Annotated in this window: 25 protein-coding genes; 8 read left to right on the forward strand and 17 right to left on the reverse strand. The window is 34.5% G+C overall.

Annotated elements, in window-relative coordinates:
• Positions 1-106 precede the first annotated feature (106 nt).
• The 4 genes from Q0845_RS05200 to Q0845_RS05215 all read right to left on the reverse strand — a co-directional run bounded on the left by Q0845_RS05200 (position 107) and on the right by Q0845_RS05215 (position 1,991).
• The gene (locus tag Q0845_RS05200) at positions 107-283 is read right to left on the reverse strand and encodes a hypothetical protein (protein WP_298510202.1); all 177 of its coding nucleotides are present in this window, start codon (positions 281-283) and stop codon (positions 107-109) included.
• Positions 284-400: 117 nt separating this feature from the next.
• On the reverse strand, positions 401-577 hold the full coding sequence (locus Q0845_RS05205; RefSeq protein WP_298510202.1) for a hypothetical protein: 177 nt from the start codon (positions 575-577) through the stop codon (positions 401-403).
• Between the two features lie 112 nt (positions 578-689).
• Positions 690-887 carry a hypothetical protein gene (locus tag Q0845_RS05210; RefSeq protein WP_298510205.1) on the reverse strand — a complete coding sequence of 66 codons (198 nt, stop codon included), beginning with the start codon at positions 885-887 and terminating at the stop codon, positions 690-692.
• Between the two features lie 153 nt (positions 888-1,040).
• On the reverse strand, positions 1,041-1,991 hold the full coding sequence (locus Q0845_RS05215) for a GSCFA domain-containing protein (RefSeq protein ID WP_298510208.1): 951 nt from the start codon (positions 1,989-1,991) through the stop codon (positions 1,041-1,043).
• 190 nt (positions 1,992-2,181) lie between these two features.
• Between Q0845_RS05215 and Q0845_RS05220 the strand changes: the two genes are divergently transcribed.
• On the forward strand, positions 2,182-2,358 hold the full coding sequence (locus Q0845_RS05220; protein WP_298510210.1) for a hypothetical protein: 177 nt from the start codon (positions 2,182-2,184) through the stop codon (positions 2,356-2,358).
• A 105-nt stretch (positions 2,359-2,463) separates the two neighbouring features.
• On the opposite strand, the gene Q0845_RS05225 is transcribed toward Q0845_RS05220, so the two are convergent.
• Positions 2,464-2,862, reverse strand: coding sequence for a hypothetical protein (locus Q0845_RS05225; protein ID WP_298510212.1), 399 nt, complete (start codon positions 2,860-2,862; stop codon positions 2,464-2,466).
• A gap of 105 nt (positions 2,863-2,967) precedes the next feature.
• Entirely contained in the window at positions 2,968-5,580 is a 2,613-nt protein-coding gene (gene alaS / locus Q0845_RS05230) for an alanine--tRNA ligase (RefSeq protein WP_298510214.1), read from the reverse strand.
• 264 nt (positions 5,581-5,844) lie between these two features.
• Between alaS and Q0845_RS05235 the strand changes: the two genes are divergently transcribed.
• The 5 genes from Q0845_RS05235 to Q0845_RS05255 are packed head-to-tail and all read left to right on the forward strand — an operon-like array spanning position 5,845 to position 9,074.
• Positions 5,845-6,819, forward strand: coding sequence for a peptidoglycan DD-metalloendopeptidase family protein (locus Q0845_RS05235; RefSeq protein ID WP_298510216.1), 975 nt, complete (start codon positions 5,845-5,847; stop codon positions 6,817-6,819).
• A complete protein-coding gene (locus tag Q0845_RS05240; RefSeq protein ID WP_298510218.1) occupies positions 6,819-7,148 on the forward strand; it encodes a MerR family transcriptional regulator in 330 nt (109 codons plus the stop codon). The genes Q0845_RS05235 and Q0845_RS05240 overlap by 1 nt, the downstream gene beginning before the upstream one ends.
• 46 nt (positions 7,149-7,194) lie before the next feature.
• On the forward strand, positions 7,195-7,788 hold the full coding sequence (locus tag Q0845_RS05245; RefSeq protein ID WP_298510220.1) for a LemA family protein: 594 nt from the start codon (positions 7,195-7,197) through the stop codon (positions 7,786-7,788).
• 21 nt (positions 7,789-7,809) lie between these two features.
• On the forward strand, positions 7,810-8,250 hold the full coding sequence (locus Q0845_RS05250) for a TPM domain-containing protein (RefSeq protein WP_298510222.1): 441 nt from the start codon (positions 7,810-7,812) through the stop codon (positions 8,248-8,250).
• Positions 8,250-9,074: a YgcG family protein gene (locus Q0845_RS05255; RefSeq protein ID WP_298510224.1), complete on the forward strand. Its 825-nt coding sequence runs from the start codon at positions 8,250-8,252 to the stop codon at positions 9,072-9,074. Before Q0845_RS05250 ends, Q0845_RS05255 begins: the two co-directional genes overlap by 1 nt.
• A 280-nt stretch (positions 9,075-9,354) precedes the next feature.
• Here Q0845_RS05255 and Q0845_RS05260 read toward each other — a convergent pair whose 3' ends face one another.
• The 6 genes from Q0845_RS05260 to Q0845_RS05285 all read right to left on the reverse strand — a co-directional run bounded on the left by Q0845_RS05260 (position 9,355) and on the right by Q0845_RS05285 (position 18,163).
• Positions 9,355-11,742: a T9SS type B sorting domain-containing protein gene (locus tag Q0845_RS05260; RefSeq protein ID WP_298510226.1), complete on the reverse strand. Its 2,388-nt coding sequence runs from the start codon at positions 11,740-11,742 to the stop codon at positions 9,355-9,357.
• Between the two features lie 128 nt (positions 11,743-11,870).
• Entirely contained in the window at positions 11,871-12,821 is a 951-nt protein-coding gene (locus Q0845_RS05265; protein ID WP_298510228.1) for a hypothetical protein, read from the reverse strand.
• A 26-nt stretch (positions 12,822-12,847) separates the two neighbouring features.
• Positions 12,848-13,741: an alpha/beta fold hydrolase gene (locus tag Q0845_RS05270; RefSeq protein ID WP_298510230.1), complete on the reverse strand. Its 894-nt coding sequence runs from the start codon at positions 13,739-13,741 to the stop codon at positions 12,848-12,850.
• A 45-nt stretch (positions 13,742-13,786) separates the two neighbouring features.
• Positions 13,787-14,320 carry a hypothetical protein gene (locus Q0845_RS05275; protein WP_298510232.1) on the reverse strand — a complete coding sequence of 178 codons (534 nt, stop codon included), beginning with the start codon at positions 14,318-14,320 and terminating at the stop codon, positions 13,787-13,789.
• A 1-nt stretch (position 14,321) separates the two neighbouring features.
• A complete protein-coding gene (locus tag Q0845_RS05280) occupies positions 14,322-15,254 on the reverse strand; it encodes a biopolymer transporter ExbD (RefSeq protein WP_298510234.1) in 933 nt (310 codons plus the stop codon).
• Positions 15,255-15,391: 137 nt separating this feature from the next.
• Entirely contained in the window at positions 15,392-18,163 is a 2,772-nt protein-coding gene (locus Q0845_RS05285; RefSeq protein ID WP_298510236.1) for an outer membrane beta-barrel protein, read from the reverse strand.
• Between the two features lie 185 nt (positions 18,164-18,348).
• Here Q0845_RS05285 and Q0845_RS05290 point away from each other — a divergent pair, with 185 nt between their 5' ends.
• Complete coding sequence (locus tag Q0845_RS05290; protein ID WP_298510238.1) at positions 18,349-20,076, forward strand: helix-turn-helix domain-containing protein; 1,728 nt, start codon at positions 18,349-18,351, stop codon at positions 20,074-20,076.
• A 78-nt stretch (positions 20,077-20,154) separates the two neighbouring features.
• Positions 20,155-20,388 (forward strand): hypothetical protein, encoded by a 234-nt coding sequence (locus Q0845_RS05295; protein WP_298510240.1) that lies wholly within the window; start codon positions 20,155-20,157, stop codon positions 20,386-20,388.
• A gap of 78 nt (positions 20,389-20,466) precedes the next feature.
• Here Q0845_RS05295 and Q0845_RS05300 read toward each other — a convergent pair whose 3' ends face one another.
• From Q0845_RS05300 to Q0845_RS05320, 5 genes are all read right to left on the reverse strand, one after another.
• Positions 20,467-20,751 carry a class I lanthipeptide gene (locus tag Q0845_RS05300; RefSeq protein WP_298510242.1) on the reverse strand — a complete coding sequence of 95 codons (285 nt, stop codon included), beginning with the start codon at positions 20,749-20,751 and terminating at the stop codon, positions 20,467-20,469.
• A gap of 187 nt (positions 20,752-20,938) precedes the next feature.
• Complete coding sequence (locus tag Q0845_RS05305) at positions 20,939-22,486, reverse strand: choice-of-anchor I family protein (RefSeq protein ID WP_298510243.1); 1,548 nt, start codon at positions 22,484-22,486, stop codon at positions 20,939-20,941.
• A 105-nt stretch (positions 22,487-22,591) separates the two neighbouring features.
• Positions 22,592-23,323 carry a hypothetical protein gene (locus Q0845_RS05310; RefSeq protein WP_298510244.1) on the reverse strand — a complete coding sequence of 244 codons (732 nt, stop codon included), beginning with the start codon at positions 23,321-23,323 and terminating at the stop codon, positions 22,592-22,594.
• 1 nt (position 23,324) lies between these two features.
• A complete protein-coding gene (der, locus tag Q0845_RS05315; protein ID WP_298510246.1) occupies positions 23,325-24,629 on the reverse strand; it encodes a ribosome biogenesis GTPase Der in 1,305 nt (434 codons plus the stop codon).
• Between the two features lie 103 nt (positions 24,630-24,732).
• Entirely contained in the window at positions 24,733-25,200 is a 468-nt protein-coding gene (locus Q0845_RS05320; RefSeq protein ID WP_298510247.1) for a hypothetical protein, read from the reverse strand.
• Positions 25,201-25,210: the final 10 nt, after the last annotated feature.

Below are 25,210 nucleotides of genomic sequence, written 5' to 3' on the forward strand. Positions count from 1 at the left end.
TTAAGTTTATATACACTAGGGACACAACCTCAAATTCATTACCCTAAAAAACTCAAAAAAGCGAACCGAAGTCCGCTTTTAGAATCATGATTGACAATAATTGAAATTAATTATGTCTTTCATTTTTTACTTCGCAAATGTTCACATGTGTATTCACCCTTACATCTTCGTCTTCATCATCATTATCAAGGTCATTAATTCCTCCTACTACAGCATGAAGCATTTGTCTTGAAATAATTTCTTTGTTTAAGAACAATTGATTCTTTACATTTCGTTTTTTCATAATAAATAGTTTTAAGTTTATGTACACTTGGGACAAAATCTCAAATTCATTACCCTAAAAACTCAAAAAAGCGAACCGAAGTCCGCTTTTAGAATCATAACTGATACTTACATCATATTAATTATGTCTTTCATTTTTTACTTCGCAAATGTTCACATGTGTATTCACCCTTACATCTTCGTCTTCATCATCATTATCAAGGTCATTAATTCCTCCCACTACAGCATGAAGCATTTGTCTTGAAATAATTTCTTTGTTTAAGAACAATTGATTCTTTACATTTCGTTTTTTCATAATAAATAGTTTTAAGTTTATGTACACTTGGGACAAAATCTCAAATTCATTACCCTAAAAACTCAAAAAAGCGAACCAAAGTCCGCTTTTCTATTATCGTAAAGAATACGTATTAGCAATCACACCAAGATGCAAAAGACTGACATCCAGTTGCATTGGTATTACAAGCTGTTCCATTGGTATCTGGCTCAGGACAAATAATTACACTTTCATATCTACATGTTCCACTTCCTCCAATAGATTCCATACTTTTCAAGTTAGAGATTGACTTTTTACGTAGTTGTAAGTTTTTTAAGCTTTTCTTTTTCATAGTAATTTTGTTTTTTCATTTAACTACCTTAAAGTTAATTTAAACAAAAAATTGCCCATTACGGTTTTACCCTATTTAACTATAAATTAATAATTTACCCACCTATTTGTTAAATTTTTACAAGAAATAGCTTTATACTATTTTGTTGCTTTTTTAAAATTTTAGTGTTGGGATTTTTTGTTGAAGTTGCTCAATTTTAGTTTGAAGATTCGCTAAAAATTTTTGGTGTTGTTCCGAGTTTGGATTGAATGGTTTGTGCGCTAGTCCTTTCTGAATCGTAGCTATAGCTTCCATCGTTTGTTCACTTTCGTGGGAAATCCAAGCGTGTTGAAATTTTTCCCAAATATAATTCACGGCCAATGTATTTGGATGCAACATATCGTCTGTGTAAAATCGGTAATCACGCAGTTCATCTATCATTAATTCGTAGGAAGGAAAATAATGAACTACATCTCGCTTTGATATGTGTTGATGAATTCCTGCTAGCAAATGTGCTTTGCTACGTTGATTTTCCACAAAACCATCTTTTATATGTCGCACTGGAGACACCGTAAATAGAATGGTTATTTTTGGATTGACACTTTTTAGTAAAGCAATACAATTTTCAATACTTGCAGATACTTCATCCACCGATAAAATTTCTTTTAAAAATTGCTTCTGTGGCACTTTATGACAATTGGCAACAATCGTATCGGTTTCAATATGTCGATACGTCCATGCCGTTCCTAACGTAATGATAATATGTGAAGCTTCTTGTAATAGCGTATGCGTTTGTTGAATGCTAGCATTTAAGTTTTCTAATATTTTTTCTTTGTTAGAATGACTCAACTCAGAATGTGCTCCGAAACAATGCCAACGTTCATTTACATAGAAAATATCTTCTTCCGTATATACTTCTTGATTGATGGCTTTTAGAATTATATTTTCGATGGATTTCGGGTGAAATAGAATTCCGAATGGATTTTGAAACGTTTTGAATTTATAATACGTCAACTTCTCACCTATATGTTCCGAAAAACAAGAACCTAACAAACATACCTTTGAATCATAATGAATTGGATTGTATTTTTCTTTCGTGAACGGAATATTGGTTTGCAATAACATATATTATTTTTTTAATAAAATGCTTTCATATAGACTCATAAGTGGCTCACAAAGATAGGATAGTATTTGATATCGTTTCTTTTTTGTCATGAGAAAAATAGTGCTGACGTTTTATAAAACATCAGACGCTCCTGTTTTTAGTATCAATATATTTCTATTTCTTCGGTGGAAACATTTTTAAAATTAGATTATGAAAAAAAGAAGTATCAACACATTAATGCTCCGTAAAAAAACAGTTTTTAACTTTCAACACATTTCGGGAGGTGCTATTCGTACGCAATTTTGCTATACTGATCAATTATGTCCACTTCCGCCGCACGAACCAGAGCCTTTGAAACCCATTCCAAACCCAGATGTACCGTTGTAGATTTTTATCAGATATTTTTACAATGATTATGTGCTAAAAACAAAAAACCAATAACATGTTGTTATTGGTTTTTATTCTTTTATGTTGCTCTAAGCAAAGTTTAGACTATTGCTTCTCCTTTTCTTCTGCAGCTCTTTTGGCCATATGATACATTAAATTTACCCTGTTTTTCATCCCTTGCGTAAATCCAACTAATTCTTTGCTTTCATACGTAACGCCTTTTATTTTTTCAAGTTTTAAAATAGCGTCACTAGTTGCACGATCTAACTTTCCTTTTTCTACGATATCGTACGGATTTAAAAATTTAAGATATACCAATTTGTCTTGAAAATCAGTGACCACTTTAGGTGTTGGCTTTTCTAATTTATACCATTTTCCTTTTTTATTTTGCATCATACACCAAACATACACATCATCTTTGGTATCTTTTTCTTTCGTTTCTTCTTGAGCTAGCATTGGTATTGCAAAAAACAATGCCAACACAACGATATACATTTTTTTCATTTGACTATTATATATTTGGGTTATTTTTATGCTTAAAATAAGTTAAATATAATTTTCTTTCCAAGAAAATTCTTCTTTTTTAAAAAACCTAATCTTACTCTTTTGTTATTTTACATATTCACGAACACGTTCTATTGCTTTCGGAATTCCTCCTGGATTTTTTCCTCCAGCAGTTGCAAAAAACGCTTGTCCGCCGCCGCCGCCGTGGATTAACTTTCCTAATTCACGCACAACTTTTCCAGCATCATATCCGCGTTCTGCTACTAATTCTTTCGAAATATAGCAGGTCAACATCACTTTACTTTCTGTCGCTGTAGCGAAGAATAAAAATAGATTTTTCATTTCTCCACCCAATTCAAAAGCTAAGTTTTTAATTCCGTTTTGATCTAAATCTACTTTTTTAGCTAAGAACTGAACGCCATTAATATCTTCCAATTCGTTTTTAAGATCGCCTTTCAAGTTTTTCGCTTTGTCTTTTAATAGGCTTTCGATCTGTTTTTTCAGCTTTGCGTTTTCATCTTTCAAATCGCTTACTGCTTTTACAGCATCTTTCGGATTGTTTAAAACGTCTTTTATTTCGTAATACGCTCTGTTGTTTTCAAAATAAAATTCTTTCGTCGCATCAAAAGTAATCGCTTCTATTCTACGAATTCCAGCAGCTACAGCACCTTCTGATTTGATTTTGAAATGCCAAATATCTGCCGTGTTTTGCACATGTGTTCCTCCACATAATTCTATGGATTGACCAAAACGAATGGAACGAACTGTATCGCCATATTTTTCGCCAAATAATGCCATTGCTCCATCTGCCATTGCTTCTGCAACAGGTCTGTTTCGTATTTCTTCTAACGGAAGTTTTCCTTCAATTCTAGCATTGACAAAGTTTTCTACATCGCGCAATTCTTCTACTGTCAATTTAGAAAAGTGAGAAAAGTCGAAACGCAAATATTTTGAATGCACTGCCGAACCTTTTTGCTCAACATGAGTTCCTAAAACTTCTCTTAATGCTTGATGCAATAAGTGTGTTGCTGTATGGTTTGCCGCTGTACGTTCACGTTGTTTTTTATCTACAACAGCACGTAAAGTTTCATCTAAGCTTTTTGGTAAATTTTTAGCAATATGAATAATGAGATTGTTCTCTTTTTTCGTGTCTAAAATATACACAACATCACCATTTGGAACTTCCAAATATCCTTTATCTCCTACTTGTCCACCGCCTTCTGGGTAGAATGGTGTCATATTGAATACCAATTGATATTGCACACCTTCTTTTTGGGTTTCAATTTTGCGGTAACGCGTCAATTTTACATCAACTTCCAGCGAATCGTATCCCACAAATTCTTCGTCTTCATCTTCTAATAAAACAACCCAATCGTCAGCTTCAATCTTAGTTCCTATACGTCCATCTTCTTGCTGTTTTTTAAGTGCTTTTTCAAACTCTTCTTTATTATAAGTGAATCCTTGTTCACTTAAAATCAACTCCGTTAAGTCTTCTGGAAAACCATACGTATCTTTCAATTCGAATACTTTTTTTCCGGAAACTACTTTTCCTTCTACATTTTCAATCACACGATCAAGCAAGACCAAACCTTGATCTAGCGTACGTAAAAATGATTGTTCTTCTTCTTTGATTACATTCTGAATGAGTTGCTTTTGCTCTTTGAGTTCAGGAAATGCTTTCCCCATTTTTTTGTCTAGCACATCTACTAAACGATAAATAAATGGTTCTTTTTTGTTTAAGAATGTGAATCCGTAACGAACTGCTCTACGCAAAATTCTACGAATTACATATCCTCTCGTATTGTTACTTGGCAATTGTCCATCTGCAATAGAAAAAGATACGGCACGCACGTGATCGGCAATGACACGAATAGCGACATCTATTTTTTCATCTTTTCCATAATCTACATTTGCAATTGCTTCAATTTCTCTGATAATTGGCGTAAAAACGTCTGTATCATAGTTCGATTTTACATCTTGCAACACCATACACAAACGCTCAAATCCCATTCCCGTATCTACATGTTTCGCAGGTAATTTTTCTAAAGATTTGTCTGCTTTACGATTGTATTGCATGAAAACCAAGTTCCAGATTTCCACTACTTGCGGATGATCCATATTTACTAAATCGGCTCCAGGAACTTTTGCTTTTTCTTCATCAGAACGAATATCGACATGAATTTCAGAACAAGGTCCGCAAGGTCCTTGACTTCCCATTTCCCAGAAATTGTCTGCTTTGTTTCCCATCAAAATGCGTTCTTCTGGAATAATTTCTTTCCACAAATCATACGCTTCTTGATCGAGTTTCAATCCATCTTCATCACTTCCTTCAAACACCGTAACATATAAAATATCTTTATCAATTTTATATACTTCTGTCAGTAATTCCCATGCCCAAGCAATGGCTTCTTTTTTAAAGTAATCTCCAAAACTCCAATTCCCCAACATTTCAAACATCGTATGGTGATAGGTGTCATAACCAACTTCTTCTAAGTCATTATGCTTTCCGCTTACACGTAAACATTTTTGTGTGTCGGCGATACGATTGCTTGTTGGCGTTCCATTTCCTAAGAAATATTCTTTAAAAGGTGCCATTCCAGAGTTGACAAACATCAAAGTTGGATCGTTCTTCGTAACCATTGGCGCAGAAGGTACAATTTGATGTGTTTTAGATTTATAAAACTCTAAAAATTTAGCTCTAATATCCTGAGATTTCATGTGTTATATATTATTATTCTTTAATGGTCACATGTTATTCGCTATTTATAATTTTGTTAAAAAAAAGCGTTTTTAACATGCTCATTTCATGTTTTATTCTTTATATAATGATGGTTAAATAATTGATTTTTTCTATTAAAATTATCTTAACCTAATTCAAAATTCTTAAAAACTGTGAAACAATAACTATATTTGTTCGTCTTACAGCTACCTCGCGAATCAATATTTCACGAAAATCTGTACAAAAATAGAATAATTTAAGGAATGAGTAAGGTAAAATATTATTACGATTCAGAAACATTATCATATCGGAAGATTGAAACTAAGCGCGGACGCAAAATTGGCTATGCTTTAGTGTACATCGCATCGGTGGTTTTAGGTTCAGTTTTGTTGCTTATTTTGTTTCTTAATACTGCTTTTGAAACACCAAAAGAAAAGGTATTGAAGCGTGAATTGGCGCAAATGGAACTTCAGTATAATTTATTGAATAAAAAAATCAAGCAAGCGCAAGAAGTTCTAAAAAACTTAGAAGAACGCGATAATAATATTTACCGATTGTATTTTGAAGCAAATCCAATTCCGGAAGAACAACGAAAAGCTGGTTTTGGTGGTGTCAATCGCTACGAAGCTTTGTATAATTATGAAAATGCCGATTTGTTAATTTCTACCACAAAGGAATTAGAGAAATTACAGAAACGTATGATTGTGCATTCAAAATCCTTGGATGAGATTGCAATACTAGCCGAAGATAAAGAGAAGTTTTTGTCTTCTATTCCAGCAATACAACCTGTCAACAATGAAGATTTAACACGTATGGCTTCTGGATATGGATGGCGAAACGATCCATTTACCAAAGCGCGTAAAATGCATTGGGGAATGGATTTTACAGCACCAAGAGGAACACCTGTGTATGCCGCTGGCGATGGTGTTGTGGTTCGTGCAGATAATTCTTCTTCGGGTTTTGGAAAACACATTCGAATTGATCATGGATATGGATATGTTTCTTTATATGCGCATTTGAGCAGATACAATGTTCGTAAAGGAAGAAAAGTAAAACGCGGTGATTTGATTGGTTTTGTGGGAAGTACAGGACGTTCGCAAGCACCACATTTGCATTATGAAATTCGAAAAAATGGTGATAAAATCAATCCAATTAATTTCTACTACGGGAATTTATCTGCCATAGAATTTGAACAATTACTTAAAAACGCTGCTAAGCAGAATCAATCGCTTGACTAATGCATATTGATTTACCAGAAAAATTATATTACAGCATCGGCGAAGTTGCAAAAGCTTTTGGCGTAAATGCTTCTTTGATACGTTTTTGGGAGAAAGAATTTGACGAAATTCAACCGAAAAAAAACGCGAAAGGGAATCGTAAATTTACTCCAGAAGACATCAAACATATCGAACTTATTTATCACTTGGTAAAAGAGCGCGGGTTTACACTTGACGGCGCTAAAGTTCATTTAAAAGAGGAAAAGAAAAAAACACTTTCCAATTTTGAGATAATTCGTAAATTACAACATATTAGAGCAGAGCTTGTAAAAATTAAAGATAACCTGTAACGCTCAGACCAAATACAATACTAACAATAGATAAACCCGAATAATTATGAATAAAAAAACGATCATCATAATCGTTGTCCTAGCGGTTATAGCCATTTTTACGTACACAAAATACAATGGAATGGTAGGAATTAATGAAGATACAAAAACAGCTTGGTCTAAAGTAGAAAGTGAATATGAACGTAGAAGTGCGTTGATTGGAAACTTAGTTAAAACTGTACAAGGTGCTGCCGATTATGAAAAATCTACGTTAGAAGCAGTTATCAATGCAAGAGCAAAAGCTACCTCAACACAAATTAATGTAGATGATATAACGCCTGAAAATATGGCAAAATTTCAACAAGCACAGGCTGGATTATCAGGTGCTTTATCAAAATTATTAGTGTCTGTAGAACGTTATCCTGACTTAAAAGCGAACCAAAGCTTTTTGAAGCTTCAAGATGAATTGGCAAGCACTGAAAATTCTGTTCGTACCGCAAGAAATCGTTATTCTGAACAAGCCAATAAATTAAATAAACACATCAAAACATTTCCAAACAATCTATTTGCAAGCATGTTTGGATTTAAAGAAATGGCACGCTTTAAAGCAGCAGCTGGTTCTGAAAACGCACCTGACGTTGAATTTGACTTTAATAAATAATTCGCAATACGCACATACAATATGTCTAAAGTAGAAGATTTCCTTTCCACAGAGGAAGAACAAGAAATCGTTGCTGCCATTAGAACAGCAGAACGAAGTACTTCTGGTGAAATTCGCATTCACATTGAAGATCATGTTAATATTGATCCTTTTGAACGCGCACTAGAAGTATTTCATATGCTGAAAATGGACAATACCAAACTCCGCAATGGTGTGCTTATTTATGTTGCTGTGCGAGATAAAAAATTTGTGATTTGCGGTGATGAAGGCATTAATAATGTGGTTCCAGACAATTTTTGGGATACTACGCGTGATACGATGCGCAATCAATTCCGACAAGGAAATTTTACAAAAGGATTGATTGAAGGCGTATTGCAAGCCGGACTAGAATTACAAAAGCATTTCCCTTGGGATGTGGATACTGACGAAAACGAACTCTCAAACGAAATTTCAAGAGGCTAATGCTGAAAACACTCAAAACAACATATTTACGCACATTTCTTTGCCTTTTAGGATTATTATTCTTGAATGTTTCGCATGCACAGTTTGATATTCCTCCTAAACCAACAAAGGCAAATCCTGATGCTATCTACGATTATGCGAATTTACTTTCTAGTAATGAGAAAGCTACTTTAGAGCATAAAATCATTAAGTATTCTGATACGACTTCTACTCAAATTGTGATTGCAATTATTGAAAGTTTACAAGGAGAAAGTATTGGAATGTTGACGCCAAAATGGGGACATGAATGGGGCGTTGGACAAAAAGGAAAAGACAATGGTGTGATGATTGTTCTTTCAAAAAGCGATCGTAAAATATGGATTTCTCCAGGATATGGTGCCGAAAACGAATTGACCGCAGGAATTGTGGGACAGATTACCCGAAATCGGATCATTCCGTTTTTTAAGAAAGGTGATTATTATGGCGGATTAAACGCTGGTGTTGATAGTATTATTGAAGTATTAGCTGGCGAATTTACTGGTGAACGCAGACGTTCTTCCAAAGGTACGCCCGTTGGCGTTGTTTTCTTTTTGATTATCTTTTTTATAGTCTTGGTGTCAATTTTAGCTAATAATAAACGAAATGGCGGCGGCAATAATCGCGGTGGCGGACGACGACGAAATAGCACTGGAAGTGATTTACTGGATATCATTATTTTGAGTAATCTTGGAAAAGGTTCTTTTGGTAGTGGTGGCGGAAGCGGCGGTGGCGGCTTTGGCGGTGGATTCGGTGGTGGCTTTGGCGGCGGCGGATTCAGCGGTGGTGGCGCTGGTGGAAGTTGGTAGTTTTTGTTAGACTTTATTAGATTTTTTGACTTGTTGCTCTCTTAGATTATTAGACCTGTTTTACTTTTAGATTGTTAGACTGCCTTAGACTGATTTTTCTCTTAGATTATTAGACTCGCTTTACTCTTAGATTGTTAGACTATCTTAGACTAATTTTTCTTGAAGACATGAAAAGCATAATAGATCTGGAAGTTCTCTAGATCTTTTCGGTTAAAAAAATCGTGCTATGATCTGTTTCGTATTCTCAGAAACATCTCAATACTCACTACTAAGAACAAAACTATCGTTTCAAAGTAAAATGTCCTGTAAAAGTACGTCCATCTTGTAATTGTGCAGAAAACCAATAATCGTTAGAAGGCATTTTTGCGCCGTTAATGGTTCCGTTCCAAGCATCTTCGGAATTGATTAAAACTCTGAGCAACTTCCCATAACGATCGTATATGAACACTTGCGAATTCCCTTGAAAAACCGATGAAATTCCTTTGAGTTGCCAAGTATCATTAATTCCATCGTTGTTTGGTGTGAAGAATCTTGGATATCCAATTACGGCGATGTCTGCATCTACCGTTCCACAATTATTTTTAATGTCTCTCACATACACCGTATGAAATCCTACACCTACATTTTGAAAGATATTTGATTCTTGATATACACCATTTGGATTGTCGAGCGCATATACATATGTACCTTCTCCAGAAACCATGACTGTAACAATATTGTTATCGGAAATATCATCAATTTGAATTTCTCCTATGGTGGCAATATCTGATGGCTGTACTGAGATCGTTTTTGTTTTTGTGCAAGCACCAATTTCAGTAACTTCCACCGTATAATTCCCTATTTGATTTACCTGAATTTCTGGCGTTGTTTCTCCATTTGACCATACAAAAGCATAGTCACTAAAGTTACTATTAATCCCACTTGAAAGCGTGATCATTTGTGGTGAAAAATTCACACAGTAATAAACTTCTTCTGTCGTTTCAATTGCTGGTAAGTTAATTACATTAAGCATGACTTCTCCTATTCCATAACAATCGCCATTTTGCGCTACACGTGCATAAATTGTTTGTGAATAAGCTGTTGTATTGGTGAACTGATTTCCTAACGGATTGGACAGTAATAATGCATTTTCTAAGGTTTCAAAATAAGTAACCGTAACATCCGTCGGCAAACCATCTGTGATTTGCGCATCAGCTTCTGATAGATCAAATTGCGTAAGTCCGACCTCTTCTACCGCATCACAAGCATTGATGACGGCATTATTGACCGCATTTGAATTTACTTGAAGCGTGACTTCCGCAGTATTTTCACAACCAGAAACTAGGTCCGTTACTTTTGCATATATTACTTGCGGATTGGCTGTATTTGTGTAAGCTCCTGTTGTGATTTCATCCGTTAAAGCACTGTCTGTATAATAACGTACTTGCCGATCTACAACAATTCCAGCTGCTACTTCTTGATTGTATTCAAAAAGATTAAAAATAGTTGCACCACTGGTTGATCCACATTGTACAATGGAAATATCTTCTGTTGCTGGCAATCCAAAAATTGATCCTGTTATTGGTATGCGTGGACCACTTGTACAGCCTGAAAACGCTGGAAATACCCAAAATGTAGTCGTTTCTGTGAGCGAGACTGTATAACTTGTTCCTGTATGAATAGGCGTTGTTGCCGTTTCTGATGCAAACCATTGTACACTATCTGTGTTTGTTGCGATGCTTAAAGTTAACTCTGCTGCATCACAACTTCCGCTTTCTGTGATTGTTGATTTTGGAGTTTCAATTCGTGTACTCGCAGATAAATTGATGGCGGGTTCTCCTGGCATTCCGCCAAATTCTACAATGTATCCTTGTGGATGATATGGATTGTTCGGATCGGTTGAACCTTGATTGGGTAAATCGTTCCAAGAACCCATCAAACCGATACTTGGATCGGTAATATGTGCATAATGTTCGCCTCCAAGGTTGTTAGGTTCGCCCGTATTCCAAAATGAAAATGCTCCATTTTGTGGTGAACCATTGACGGCTCCTAACCAAAAAACTGTTCCTGCTTCGGGTCCCGTAACCCATTGCCATGTTCCTTCTTGATCTACGTCTGAAGCGCCAATCCAACCCGTTCCTGAACTCTGTGAACCTGCGAGTTCTGCTTCTTCCTCTGTGGTGAGTGTAGCCAAATATCCTTCCAACCCAAAATAGGTTTGTGCCGCCGCCGCATCACGTGCTTGTGTCCAAGTAATTCCTGTGTTTTGCACATAGAAATAGTAATGTCCTGTAGATGGTAAATAGTTGGCATCTCCTAAGTTGATGGAGAAAAATTTATCTTCTGTAAAGTTCGTTTGTGTAGTTTCAAAAACGATTGCTTCAATGGCAGCTTCGTATTCTGCAAACGTTGCAGGACCAACTAAAGCTAATCTACCAAGATTTGGTGTCCAAAAAGCATCAATATTAGGATGTATCCCTGTTAAACTCAATTCATCTTCACCATTGGTATACCCTTCAGAAATTTGCACATATATAATAGGCAAACTGGTATCTCCAGCATCAGGATCGGTAATTGATACGTTCATCGCTATACTCATTGGCGCATCACCACAATATTGCTGATCACCTTCTGCGGTGATTGTTGGTGGTGTTTGCGCATGCGATATTGCAGTTGCTAATAGCAGCATGCAAAAGCATATCGATCTAGAAAAATTAAGCATATAATTTAGAGTATATCTCTAAAAATAGGTATTTTTTTTATGCAGTCTAGTGAGTTCGTAGATTTTTAACAACTATAACGTTATAGTAGTGAAAATTAATTTCCGTTGTTGTTGTTGGGATACATTTTTTTGATTTTTTGCTGCTGTTTTTCTGTCAGTTCATCGAATGGCTTTTTATACTTTTTTAATGCAAACTCGTTGCGAACTGCATGTAAAGCATCACTAATTACTTCCTTTATATCTGCAACAGTGCTCATCATGGTTTCGCCACTCACATTTAGTGACACACTACTATTAAATGTGTGTGTTTGATAATGTTTTTTAAGCACCTCTTTTAATTCATCAATAGAAACTTCTTCATTATTTACTTTTAAAGTGCTTTTGCCTTTGGTTACGATTTGAAGATTGGTTGCTACAGTCAGGTCTTTTTGTAATACATTTTCAATTTCTTTTGCTAAATGTAATTCATCTATATCAACTTCTTGTATTATTGGTTTTATATAGTAGTTATCTATAGTTGTAATCATTAGGAACTTATAATATTCATGTGTAAAATCTTCTGCTGTAAACATTTTAGAAATTTCATTTCCTATTTCGGAAATACTGCTTGTGCCTTTATTTTTGATTATAGATTTTAAGAACTCAGTATTTTTATTGATACGAGTTTCTTTAAAACCCGTTTCATTCATCATTTCGCTAACACAAGATTTGTATTTTTCAAAACTAAAGTCTTTTGCTTTCACCATTGTATTTAGAATAAAATCTGCAACTCCTAAACTTACAGTCTCAGAACTTTTAAGTATTTCTAAATTTTTAAATACGTTTAGATAGCTTTCGCCTGAACCATCTTTCAGCAACTTTTTTTCAATTAATAGTGTTTCTGCTTTTTGAATAAGATTTTCAAGTTTAGCTCCATTGTCTTTAAAGCCATTACGAAAACAATTCATCGCGATAGTTTCTTTTTCATATTTTTCTGTTTGCCCAAAAATATGCATCGTGCTAAATAGAAGAATCACACAACTAAGCTTTTGAAATATTGTTTTCATTGATTGTTTTTTGTTTGATTGGTAATTTAGTGCAACTGCTTTCTAATAAAATTTAACCACTTTTTCTGATAGTCTTCTCCTCCTTTTACACCAACATCAAAATGCCCTGCGCCTTTTACCAAGATGAATTCTTTTTCTGTAGAAGCACAATTTTGATAGAGCTTTTCACCATAACTATAATGAATATTTTCATCCTGATCGCCATGTGCAATCATAATGGGTTGATGAATATTTTTTACGGAAAGAATTGGTTTTACCTCATCGGGATTGAAGTCCGCAATTTTTCCAGCTTCGCGCAAAGCTGCATCCGACACAAAACGCAATCCGAAGCCGCCTAGCATTTTCTTTTTGTAATCGTATACAATTTGATCTAAGTCTGCAAAAGTACTTTCTATAATGCCAAATTCGATCCGTTTGTCAAATTCTAAGGCTTGAATAGCAATAGCACCTCCTAAAGAGTTTCCCCAAATCCCAATTTTTAATGAAGGATTCCGTTTTTTGAGTTCGTCTACAATGGTGGCAATGTCTTGCTTTTCGTGAAAACCATAGCTACAATATTGTCCGCCACTTTCACCATGTGCTCTTCCGTCAAAAACAACAGAGGCAATTCCGCGTGAAGCCAAATTTCCCGCAAGGTTTAAAAAGTGTTCTTTACAACCGCCAATTCCGTGTATTAAAATCATTACTGCTTTAGCTTCTTGCGTCTTTGGCTGAATATAATAGCCTTTGAGTGATATGCTATCTTTTGTCGAGATTGTTACGGTTTCACTTTGCAATCCAAGTTGTTCTGGCGTAATGTCAAGATTGATTTTTTGTGGTTGAATAATCGCATATGGCGCTACGTGAATGGTAAGAATGTACCCTGCAATTCCTACTAGAAATAGTACTACAATGAATATTTTTAATAGTTTCTTTTTCATTAGATTTCTATTTCAATAGTGCTCGTTACTTGTACAATTCTAGGATTACTTTTTATTAGAGACATGGTATTTGTCTATCAGTGAAAACGTAAGGTATTTGTAGAATTCATGATTAAAATCTTTAGCTTCAAATATTTCTAGCATTTTACTTGTCAAGTCTGTGATTTTAGGATTATTTCCAGAGGAAGACATGGTAATAAACTTGCTCAATTTAGAATCTTTGAAGTCAGGACTTTTAAGAATTCCATCCATACATTTACTATATTTTTTAGTATTCTTAGGATCTAATAATCTTTTAATCACATAGTCGCTAATTCCAAAGTTGGAGATTCGTCCATCAATGGCCATTCTTATGTTTTTGTAGAGTGTTATATAACTCTCGCCACTTGTATTTTGAAGCAATTCTGCACTAATTAATTTTTGCTCTGCTTTTTTGATGAGTGATTTAAATTCGACTCCGTTGTCATCAAACAAACTGCACATACAGTTCATGTAGGTTGCTTCTAACTTGTAATTATTTTGGGCTTTTGTTTGGAATGAAATTAATAGTACAAAAGCGCAGAGTATTGATTTGATCATTTTATTCATCTATTTCTAAATTCTTAATTTGTAATGGATATGTTTCTTTAATTTTTGTTTGTTCTGATGTTGACAATTCACTGTAAAAACGCTTGTATGTTTCTTTCGCCAATTCATCTCTTACCATTTCTAATCCTTCTTGAATTCTTTCTTGAACTCTCATGAAGTTTCCATATTCAGTCATTCTGCTAGTTTGAAACACCACGATACTTTTGGAAGTATTTTGTTTAAAATATGAAATTACTTTTTTTCTTAGAACTTCTATGGCAATTTTTTCATCATTCACAAAGATTTGTTGCTCAGCGTTAATTTTTACGAATAATGCATGCTTTCGCTCTTCTTCTGTTAACGATTTTTCATCTTCTGTTTTTGGCAATTGAGGAGTAAAACTAAGATCTACATAATTCATAGACTCAATCATCGTAAATGTGGTCATTTTGTAATAATCGTGTGTAAAATCTTCTGGGTCAAGAATTGCAATAAATTGTTCTATGAATTCATTTGAGCTCGGTTCAGCTTGTTTTAACGACGCTATTAACTTCAACATTCTCGAAAGCTTTGAGTCTTTAAAATTTACCGCCGAAAATACTTTTTGCATGCAATCTTCACTTTCTAATGAAATGATTTTATCGGATACTTCCGTCATGTATTTTGCGACTCCTAAATCTTGCAGTTTTTCATTAAACATATTGTCTAGATTTCTATACATTGCTAGATAACTTTCGCCACTTTTATCTTTTAAATAGCCAAAGTCAATTAACTTTTGTTCTGCTTTTTTTAGAATGTTTAAGAATTCAACTCCTTTGTCTGGTAAGGACTGATAAAAGCAATACATAAATTCAGTTTCCGTTTTGAGTCGTTTTTTTTGACTGAAAACGGTCATCGAACTTGATAGAATGATTAGACAAATAAGTGACCTTAGTATGTTTTTCATGCACATTTTTTCTGTTGGACGACACTTTTGAAGCATTCGTTACATTTAAAGCCTCAAAATACAAAATTAAGTGTACAAAAAAAGCTTCTGTGTATTTGTCAGAAGCTTTTTTGTATGGTATGCATTATATGTGTGTACTAAAACATTTCAAAGCTGTTTTTATTTCCTCCAACTTTGCTGAGTTTATAGGTAAAACCTAGCATAAAGTAACGCTGTAATACTGTACTTTGTGAATCTTGAATGAAGTCAGCCGTAATCGATCTTCTTGTATTGATATTTTGATCTAACAAGTCATAAGCTGTCAATTTGATGGTTCCTTTATCGTTGAGAATTTTTACACCTAAACTCATGTTCCAAAATAACGAACTTCGTTCAAATCCTGGTGCTACATTGGTTCGATAGGTATAACGTAAATCATTTCCAAATACAATTTTTTTAGGCCAATACGTAGTTGTTTTTAAACCTGCAGTATGTGTTTGAAAGGTTTCGTTATCAAAATTATCTAAACTATACCGTGTTGTATTGAATCCTACGTAATAGTTAGGTTCAATTTCTATCAATTCTTTGTAGTTATATGTCAGACTCATGCTTGGCGTAATCGTATTTCGCTTTGTAGAGAATTCAACGCCATTCGTGAAATTAATTTCTTTGTTGATATTTGTATATAACCCAACTCTGTATCGCAAAGATGTACTATCTTTTTTGATGGTTTTACTAAACGATCCACCTCCATTTATTCTGTAAATTCCATCTACATTTGTATACGTCGTTGTTCTAATTCTGTTTTCATCAATTACCGATAAAGGAACAATTCTATCATTTGTAAGACCTCCATTCATCCATATAAAAAAGCCACTTTTTGATTTAAAATCATAGTTGTTAAAGTTTGCATAGAAATCATGGTTGAATTCTCTGTTTAAGTTTGGATTACCAACAGTGATATTTAGCGGATTACTCACATTGGCAACAGGTTGTAATTGCTGAGCACTTGGCGCTTGTGTTCTTGTATTGTAGTTAAAATAAACGCTCATTCCTTGTTTAATGGTGTAGCGCGCATAACTATTGATATTGATATCTGTAAACGTAGAACGAACTGTCGTATTTTGAATAAATTCTTCGTTTTCTAGTTCCGAAAATAACAATCCTGTTGTGACACCAAATCGTAGTTTTTCTCCAGAATAGTTAATCCCAATTCTTGGTGAATGCGTTTGAAAATTTACTTTTAAGTCAGAACTCAAACTTTCGTTGAAATCGTCATAGGCATTGTTTGTATTATCAAAGTCAAATACGCGTCTGTCATTGCGTTCACGTCTGTTAGAAAATCTATATTCAAGATCTAAGAATATCTTTTTTGCTTTTAGCGGAATTCGATATTCAACATTCGCAGAAATCGTATTTTGTCTAGATTCCGAATCTGTCAATTGATCTCTGGTTTCAATCGAAGGTATAGTTCCAAATATTTCATTTGTTGTATTTAAGAAATTTTCAGAAGTATTGTTTATAAAGTTTCCATCGGCGCCTACTTGTATATACGCTCCTTTACTACCAAACTTTTTGATTACATATAAATTACTTCTAAAATTGCGACGTTCGGAATCCGTTTGGTTTTGCGATTCACCACGGTTGATCACTGTTCCATCGTCTTCTAACGATTCTTCATTACGTGAAGAAAAGTTTTCTCCTTCTGAAAATTGAAAGTTTGGTCTAAAAATTACTTTGAAGGTTGAATCGATTTCAAATTGCAAGTTTGCATTTGCTCTATGATTATCATTTCTGTTTAAAAATGTACTTCTCGAATTGGTAAAGAAACTTCCATCTGGCAGAATGTTTTCACGCTCTACTCTATTTTCGTTTTCTGAATCGGCACGCGAGAAAAAGTAATCTGCAGCAATTTCAGTTTTGTCTTCGTATTCATCTACAAAACTAGCTCCTGCATTGGAAGATGTGGTAATTCCTTGTCCGCCACCAAATTGTTGTCCTCCAATGGAAAACGAACCATTATCGCTCCAAGATACACCTCCGCCGGCACTTCCCATCATATCATAAATTTCATCAAAACTAAATCCGGAACTATTGATATTGTTTTTACTGGCAAGAACGCTGACGCGCTGTTTGTCATTAAAATAGTTTCCAATTCCACTCATGGCATAGCGTTCGTCTGTTCCTCCACTTACGGTGGCACGTCCGAAGAAACCTTTATTTTGATCTTCCTTGAGTTCTATATTGATCGTTTGATTTTCCGAAGTGCTTTCTTTCCCTGTAAATTCTTCCGAATCACTTTTGGTCGTGGTCACCTGAATTTTATCTACAATTTCTTTCGTTAAGTTTTTTGTGGCAATTTTTGGATCGTTCCCAAAGAACGGTTTTCCATTTACCAGAATTTTGTTGACTTCTTTTCCGTTGACTTTTATTTTTCCATCACTGTCTACCTCAACACCTGGCAGTTTTTTAATCAAATCTTCTACCGTAGCATCTGGACGTGCTTTGAACGAATCGGCATTAAATTCTAAAGTATCTTTTTTAACTGTAATCGGTGCTTTGATAGCCGTAAGTTGCACTGCATCTAGTTCGTCCGTTGCCAATTCCATAGCAATTTCTGGAAGTGTGATCACTGATTTGTCTAAGGTAATTTTTTGTTGATAGACTTTAAATCCGGTAAAAGTGATAAATAAATTAGCTTCTTTTTGTTGGGTTCTTCCCGCCAATTCAAAGCGTCCTTTATTGTCACTAATGGTATACGTAATAAGCGTAGAATCTTTGATGGTTTGCAGATATACTGTAGCAGATTCTAATGGAGTTTTGTCTATTTTGTCAACAATATTTCCTTTGATTTCAAATTCTTGAGCAGAAAGTTGCCCTGAGAAAAAGCTGGCTAAAATAAGTAGCAGCAGACTTAATGGTTTATTCATTTTGATTTTTGATTGATAGTAAATCGGTTTGCATACAAACAAACAGAAAAATTCCTCATTTATTATTAAAATAATCTTAAAACACTTGGTTAAAATCTTAAAATCACCAATATTCCTTTTTCAAATTTGATCTACTTAATTACTTATTTTTGTAATTCACCTATCATACAAACTCTTAGCTACACATGTTTAAATCTGTCTTTTTCATACTTATATATGCACTATGCTCTTTGCAAATTCATGCACAAGAAGATCAGTTTAAGACAGATAGTTTGGCTAAATTTTCTTTTGAGATTTTAACTGAGAAATATAATTTTTATAAGAATACGACTCCTAATACTGCAAAAGTCTATTTGAACAACATGCTTTTGAAAGCTACAACTTTGGAACAGCGTGTTTCTTCACTTTTAATAGCTTGTAGACATGAAACTTTTTATGGTGCAACGGAAAAAGCACTTACACATGTTGACACTGCAATTTCTTTATTACAAACTCAGCAAAATAATAGCTTATTAGGAAAAGCATATGAACGAAAAGGCTTTGTTTTTTATTATAAAGAGAAAAATTATGAGGTAGCACTAGATTTTTATTTGAAAGCATTGCAACTTGCCAAAGATGCTGATAATAAGCTGTTATTAATCACTGTTGAGCATAAGATTGCAGCTTTGTATTTTATGATTGATAATAAAGAAGTTGCGCTACAAAAATATCGCGCTTTATATCATGAAACTTACAATAAGTCTAACATTCCTTATGAAGTGAAAATCCCTATTTTAAAAAGTTTAAGCAATGTTTATTTTAAAAAGTATTCTGTACATCCTGCGGAGAAAAAGTTATTAGACTCTTCCCTTTTTTTTGGCGAAAAAGGTTTGAAACTTGCTTTAGCAGAAAAAAACAAAAAAGATATTACCTATTTGACAACCTTATTAGGAATTGCTTCTTATACTGACAAATCGTACGATGAAGCTTTGTCATATCTAGCGAAAGCGGAAAACACAGCCATCAAAATTGGCTTACAAGGACGATTGCCATCTATATATCATTATAAAGGCATGGTTTTTTTGGCAACACAGACATCCGATTCGGCGATTTATTATTTTCAAAAGAATGCCGAACATTTGAAAGACACTACAAAATTGTTTGCTTTTCCAAATACCTATGCCTTGTTATCTGAAGGTTACGAGCAACAAAACGATTTAGAAAATGCTTTACATTATGCTCAATTAGCCATTGATTATACCACAAAAACATATACTAAAAGAGCCGCATTACAATATACATTAGATACAAAATACGACATTCCGAAACTCAAAGAGCGATCAGAGTTACTGAGAAAAGAGTTACAAAAGGCTTCGTATACTAAAGGAGTTTGGATAGTTTTGACCATATTTTTAGCCGTTATTTTGATGTGTAGTTTTATTTTTTTTAGAAGAAGAGAACGCTTACATCAGAAAAAAATTGACACTATAACAGTCGCTACCGAAACAGAGAATGTTATTAATACTGCTACGAAACAAACTGTGACTACTCAGGTTTCAGAAGCACAAACCAATACTATTTTGAAAGCTTTGGAACATTTTGAAAATAGTACTTTGTTTGTAAATCCAGATTGCACTTTGTCATTTTTAGCGCAAGAATTAGCTACAAACACTTCGTATCTTTCAAAGACTATCAATACACATAAAAAACAAAGTTATACGGAATATTTAGTCAACTTACGTATTTCTTATGCCATAAAACGACTGAAAAATGAAAAACGATTTAGAGCCTATTCTGTAGCTTCCATAGCGCATGAATGTGGTTTTAAAAGCGCCAAATCATTTTCAAGAGCATTTAAAAAACATACCGGAATTTATCCTTCAAATTATATTAAAAATATAAAGTCCGAATTCTCACATGGACGAAATCCTTAGGTTTTATTTACAAATGAACACTAGTATGTTTGACTTTACATTTACATTTGAAAATACATTTTTTAAAACCTTATTATTATGAAAAGAAAATTAGTCTTAAAAAAACACTCTGTCTCTAATTTGAGGAGTTTTAAGATTGCCGGAGGAACTGGCGAAGGAAATTCATTAGACGATGAAACGAACCAAGTACCAACAGGCACTTGTGTTCAAACACAACAACAACAAAATGGTTGCAGACATACCCGAGATTATCCTGCTGATTGTAGTGCAGAACCTTGGAAATGCATGGTTGATCCGCCTACGCATCCGTAAGCTATTTTATTTTGAGAAATAATTCCATTGTTATCCCAAAAAGACAACAATGGAATTATAGTCATCTTATGCTACCTTTTAACAAACATTTATCTGATTACTTGGATTGCACATTCCATTAAAACATGATGGTTGACAACTCACGTTTGTTGGACAATTGTTGTTGGTAGGACATGTTACCGTGCAATTTACAGTACAACCTGCTGATGGACAATTTGCAACACTTAAACACACAAAAACTTGTGATGTATCACAGGTAACTTCTCTTGTATCTCCTGTTCCACCTTTTACTTGTGAAGCTTTAAGGTTTGATACAGTCGTTCTTTTAAAAGATAATTTTGCTCCTAAATTCTTTTTTTTCATGGTATAAATTTTAAATGGTGTATACTTTGAATTGGTATTGCAGTCAAAGTTTCTGCGTTTGAATTCTGAGTGAATCCAAACGAAAGTAACCATTCGTTTTAGGCATAAAAAGAAAAAGATATGCCCATTTATAAATGGGCACACCTAAAGATTGCTTGTAGTATGTAGTTTTGGTTATTCTGAGAATTTATTCGTTTTCATAAATAGAAACGGTTCCACTATCTTCATAAGAAATGATGACCAATGCTTTTCCTGTTGGACTATCTTCTGCTTTTACAGCCAATAATCCTTCTGGAGCAAAGTCAGTATCTTTTTGCAGGAATTGTAAAAATTGTGGCGCTACAGGATTGGTAATATCGTATACCATTACTTGACTGTTTCTTTCCAAGCCCACAAAAAGAATGTAACGTTGGTTGGCAATGTTTAAGACTTCTACAGATTCTGGTTCTGCGCCTTTGTCATCGCTTCTTTTGTCTGTAGCATCATCTTCCCAATCCCAATTGAAACGATCTGGAGTTTCTGCTAATACACGTGTTGCAATTTCGTTTCCGCTATCATACAATAATGCTCCGTCGGCAGACCAAATACTGAACGAACGTGCTCCGTAATTGTATAATTTATCATAATCGCCATCGCCATCGGTATCTCCTAAATCTAGCGCAATTTTTAAACGACCAATTTTTTCATTTGCTTGATAGTCTTCTGAAGTTGGAAAGGCAGTTTCATCAAGTGTTACGTCTTTTACACGATCTTCCCCAACATATCCTGGTGTTCCTTCGTATTCTCTAGAATCTCCTTCGTTTGCCGAAATTACATAGTCAGTTCCATTAATATTTACCGAAGTAATGGCATCAGGTTGATACATTCCGTATACAGGCCATGTTTTCAATTCGTTGGTATCATCTTTATCGCTGGCATCAATCGCATTTCCTGAAACACTGTAATCTTTGAAACCTAATGGATAAATAGCTTCAATTGTTTTTGTTTGTAAGTTGACTTTCGCAATTCCGTTGTTTTCTTGCAACGAAACCCATGCATATTGTGAGTCTTCTGAAACCGTAATGTATTCTGGTTCTACATCTGCGGCTAAATCTGCATTGGGTCCAAATACTCTAAATCCTTGATTTTCCAATGCTGCTTCTTGCGAGTTGAATGCTGAAAAATCTAAAGTTGTTACCGTATTATTAGCCACTTCAATAATACTTACCGTTCCGTCAGGATCTACCGTATAATCGTCATTGGGTTCACCTTCATTCGCCACTAAAATAAAGTTTCCATCTTTCGTAAATGTCACCATATCTGGCAAAGAACCTACGGTGTATTCATTGGCTAAAGAACTATCGGAGGTATTGTATACATATACTTTTCCTGCTGCTTGTTTATTGCTTGCTTCTACAGCAACAGCCACTTTTCCATTATGAACCGCAACGCTGTTTGGCGCACCAAAAGCGCTTACATCAATTGGAGTTGCTAGTACAGGAACATTTACATCAGAAATATCATAAATTGAGATTTGATCTGATTCTGTATTCACAGTAAATAATTTGTTTGTGGAAGGATCGAAAGCAGAGATTTCTGCCGAACCTTCTCCTCCAATATTGATGGTGCTTTTAAATTGAAAGTTTACAGAAGTATCTACTGGAGGCGTCGTAGTTTGATTGTCATCATCGTTATTACAACTGTTTAATCCTACGAGAGCAGCTGCAACAAAAAGTGTGTGTTTTAAGGTTTGCATTGTGTTGATTTATGTTTATTTCAACAAAAATGAACCTTGTGTTTTATTTGAATGTTAGTGAAAAGTGATTGAATTGTGTAGCTTTTGAAAACTTATTGTAAAGAATTACTCATCCGTTAATATAAGCTTAATGATAACTTCTTGTTTGCTTCTTATTGCTGCTTCTAACTGTGTTAATTTTGAATGAGAAGCTACTGCAGGAAAATCTTTGAAATTATAGTCAAGCCAATCCATGTTTCCTGTATATGCATCTCTAACTTCCACTTTTATATTTTTTAATATTGGATAGTTTTTTTGCAAGCCACGAATAGCATTTTCAAAAGCAGTTAGTTTTGCTATAAATTGTGTGGATTTCTCTGTGTATTTGCCATTTTCTTTGAAGAAAACGGCATTGTTTTCTGTTATTTTAGGGGATTCACCAAGATCGTGTGCGGCAAGTCCGCCTGGAAATAACGCTTCTTGCAACTCTTTTATATGTGTGATGATTACTTCGGAAATGCTATTGAACGCTTCCAAATTCACTTTTTTATCTGTTGATTCTTGTGATTTTATAATCGATTTTAGTGAATCTATTTGCGCTTCAGTTCGAAGTACTTCGTTTGGATTGATCGTTTTCCTTATAACGAAATCCTCTAGTTTAGGATCGTCTTTCTGTATAATCCTTTTTAGGGAATCCTCCTGTTTTGTCGCTTCATCCACTTTGCTTCTTTTTGAAGTTTCTGTAACTGGATGTTTTTCTAAAACCGAATTATTTCTACCATCAACCGCTAAAAACATAATTCCAATCAATAAAAGACTGACAACTGCAAACGTGATGAGAATTCCTTTTGGAGACATTTTATTTTTTTCTAAAATACACTTGTACAGGAACTCCGTTAAAATCAAATTGTTCTCGGAGTTGGTTTTCTATGAAACGCTTGTACGGATCGCGCACATATTGTGGCAAGTTTGCAAAAAAGGCAAATTGCGGATACGGCGTTGGCAATTGCGTACAGAATTTGATTTTCACATATTTTCCTTTGTGTGCTGGCGGCGGCGTACGTTCAATGATTGACAACATTGTATCATTTAGTTTGCTCGTTGGCACACGGTTGGAACGATTTTTATAGACTTGCACAGCCGTTTCAATTGCTTTGAAAATACGTTGCTTTGTCAATACCGAAATAAATACGATTGGCACATCTGTAAACGGTTCAATCTGCTTGCGAATGTGTTGTTCAAATTCTTTAACTGTAGATGTATTTTTTTCTACCAAATCCCACTTGTTGACCAAGATGACAATTCCTTTGTTATTTTTTTCAGCCAACCAGAAGATATTTTGTACTTGCGAGTCAAATCCACGAGTAGCATCTACCACTAACAAACATACATCACTATGTTCAATAGCACGAATAGAACGCATTACAGAATAAAATTCTAAATCTTCTTTTACTTTGGCTTTTCTACGGATTCCGGCAGTATCTACCAAGTTGAATTCAAATCCAAAACGATTGTATTTGGTATCAATAGCATCACGTGTAGTTCCTGCAATGTCGGTTACGATGTAACGTTCTTCTCCAATTAAAGCATTGATCAACGATGATTTTCCAGCATTTGGTCTTCCGACAACCGCAAAACGAGGTAAGTTTTCTTCTTCAACTTCTTCAATGTCTGGCAGAGCTTCTACCAAAGCATCTAACATTTCTCCTGTTCCACTTCCGTTGATGCTGGCAATAGGATAATATTCGCCTAAACCTAAAGAATAAAATTCGGTAGCATCATGCAAACGATTGGCTGCATCTACTTTGTTTACTACTAATAGTACAGGTTTATTTACACGACGTAATAAGTTTGCAACTTCTTCGTCCATTCCTGTGACACCCGATTCTACATCCACTACAAAAAGAATGGCATCTGCTTCATCAATAGCCAATTCTACTTGCTTGTCAATTTCTTGTTCAAAGATGTCATCACTTCCAACTACATATCCGCCAGTATCGATAAGCGAAAATTCTTTTCCGTTCCAATCTGATTTTCCGTAATGGCGATCTCTGGTTACACCACTTACTGAATCAACAATCGCTTCTCTACGTTTAATCATACGATTAAATAAAGTCGATTTTCCAACATTTGGACGTCCTACGATGGCTACTATATTACTCATTTCGTTCTTTTTGTGCCTGCAAAGGTACATTTTCTGTCGATGCGTAAAAAGTAAATTGAAGTAAGTTTTTCTATAAACCTGCTAAAGCATGCTATTTATGCTATTATTTGACACTTCTGATACATTGTTTATATCTTTCTAGACACGTTTTTCCTAGTTCAACTTTATCATTAGACACCCATTTTTCTTTTAGAGTACTTACTTCTACCCTCATTAATTCTAAGGTTTCTAAATTCAGAAGTATTTTGCTTTTACGTGCCTTTTTTTCTTGATAAATTTCAAATTTTATATAATAAGGCATGATCTCTTTGGAATGATACCAAGAAGCTAACACACGTATATTTGAAGTATTCGAAGTTTCAAAATATTCACGAACACATCGAGGAAACGTAATTTTTTTATCTTTTATTCTCAGGTGTTTATTTTTCAAATTAAACCTAGCTTTCCCATATTCTGCAGGCAATCCAAGTATGTTTCCGTTTTTATCAATTTTAAGAATTGTGTCTTTATGTAAAGGATGATGACTTGATAAGAAGAAAAATGTGGCTAAAAGCAGTAGTTGGAGTTTCATGGATATAAAA

This window comes from uncultured Kordia sp., assembly GCF_947489565.1.
Taxonomy (GTDB): domain Bacteria; phylum Bacteroidota; class Bacteroidia; order Flavobacteriales; family Flavobacteriaceae; genus Kordia.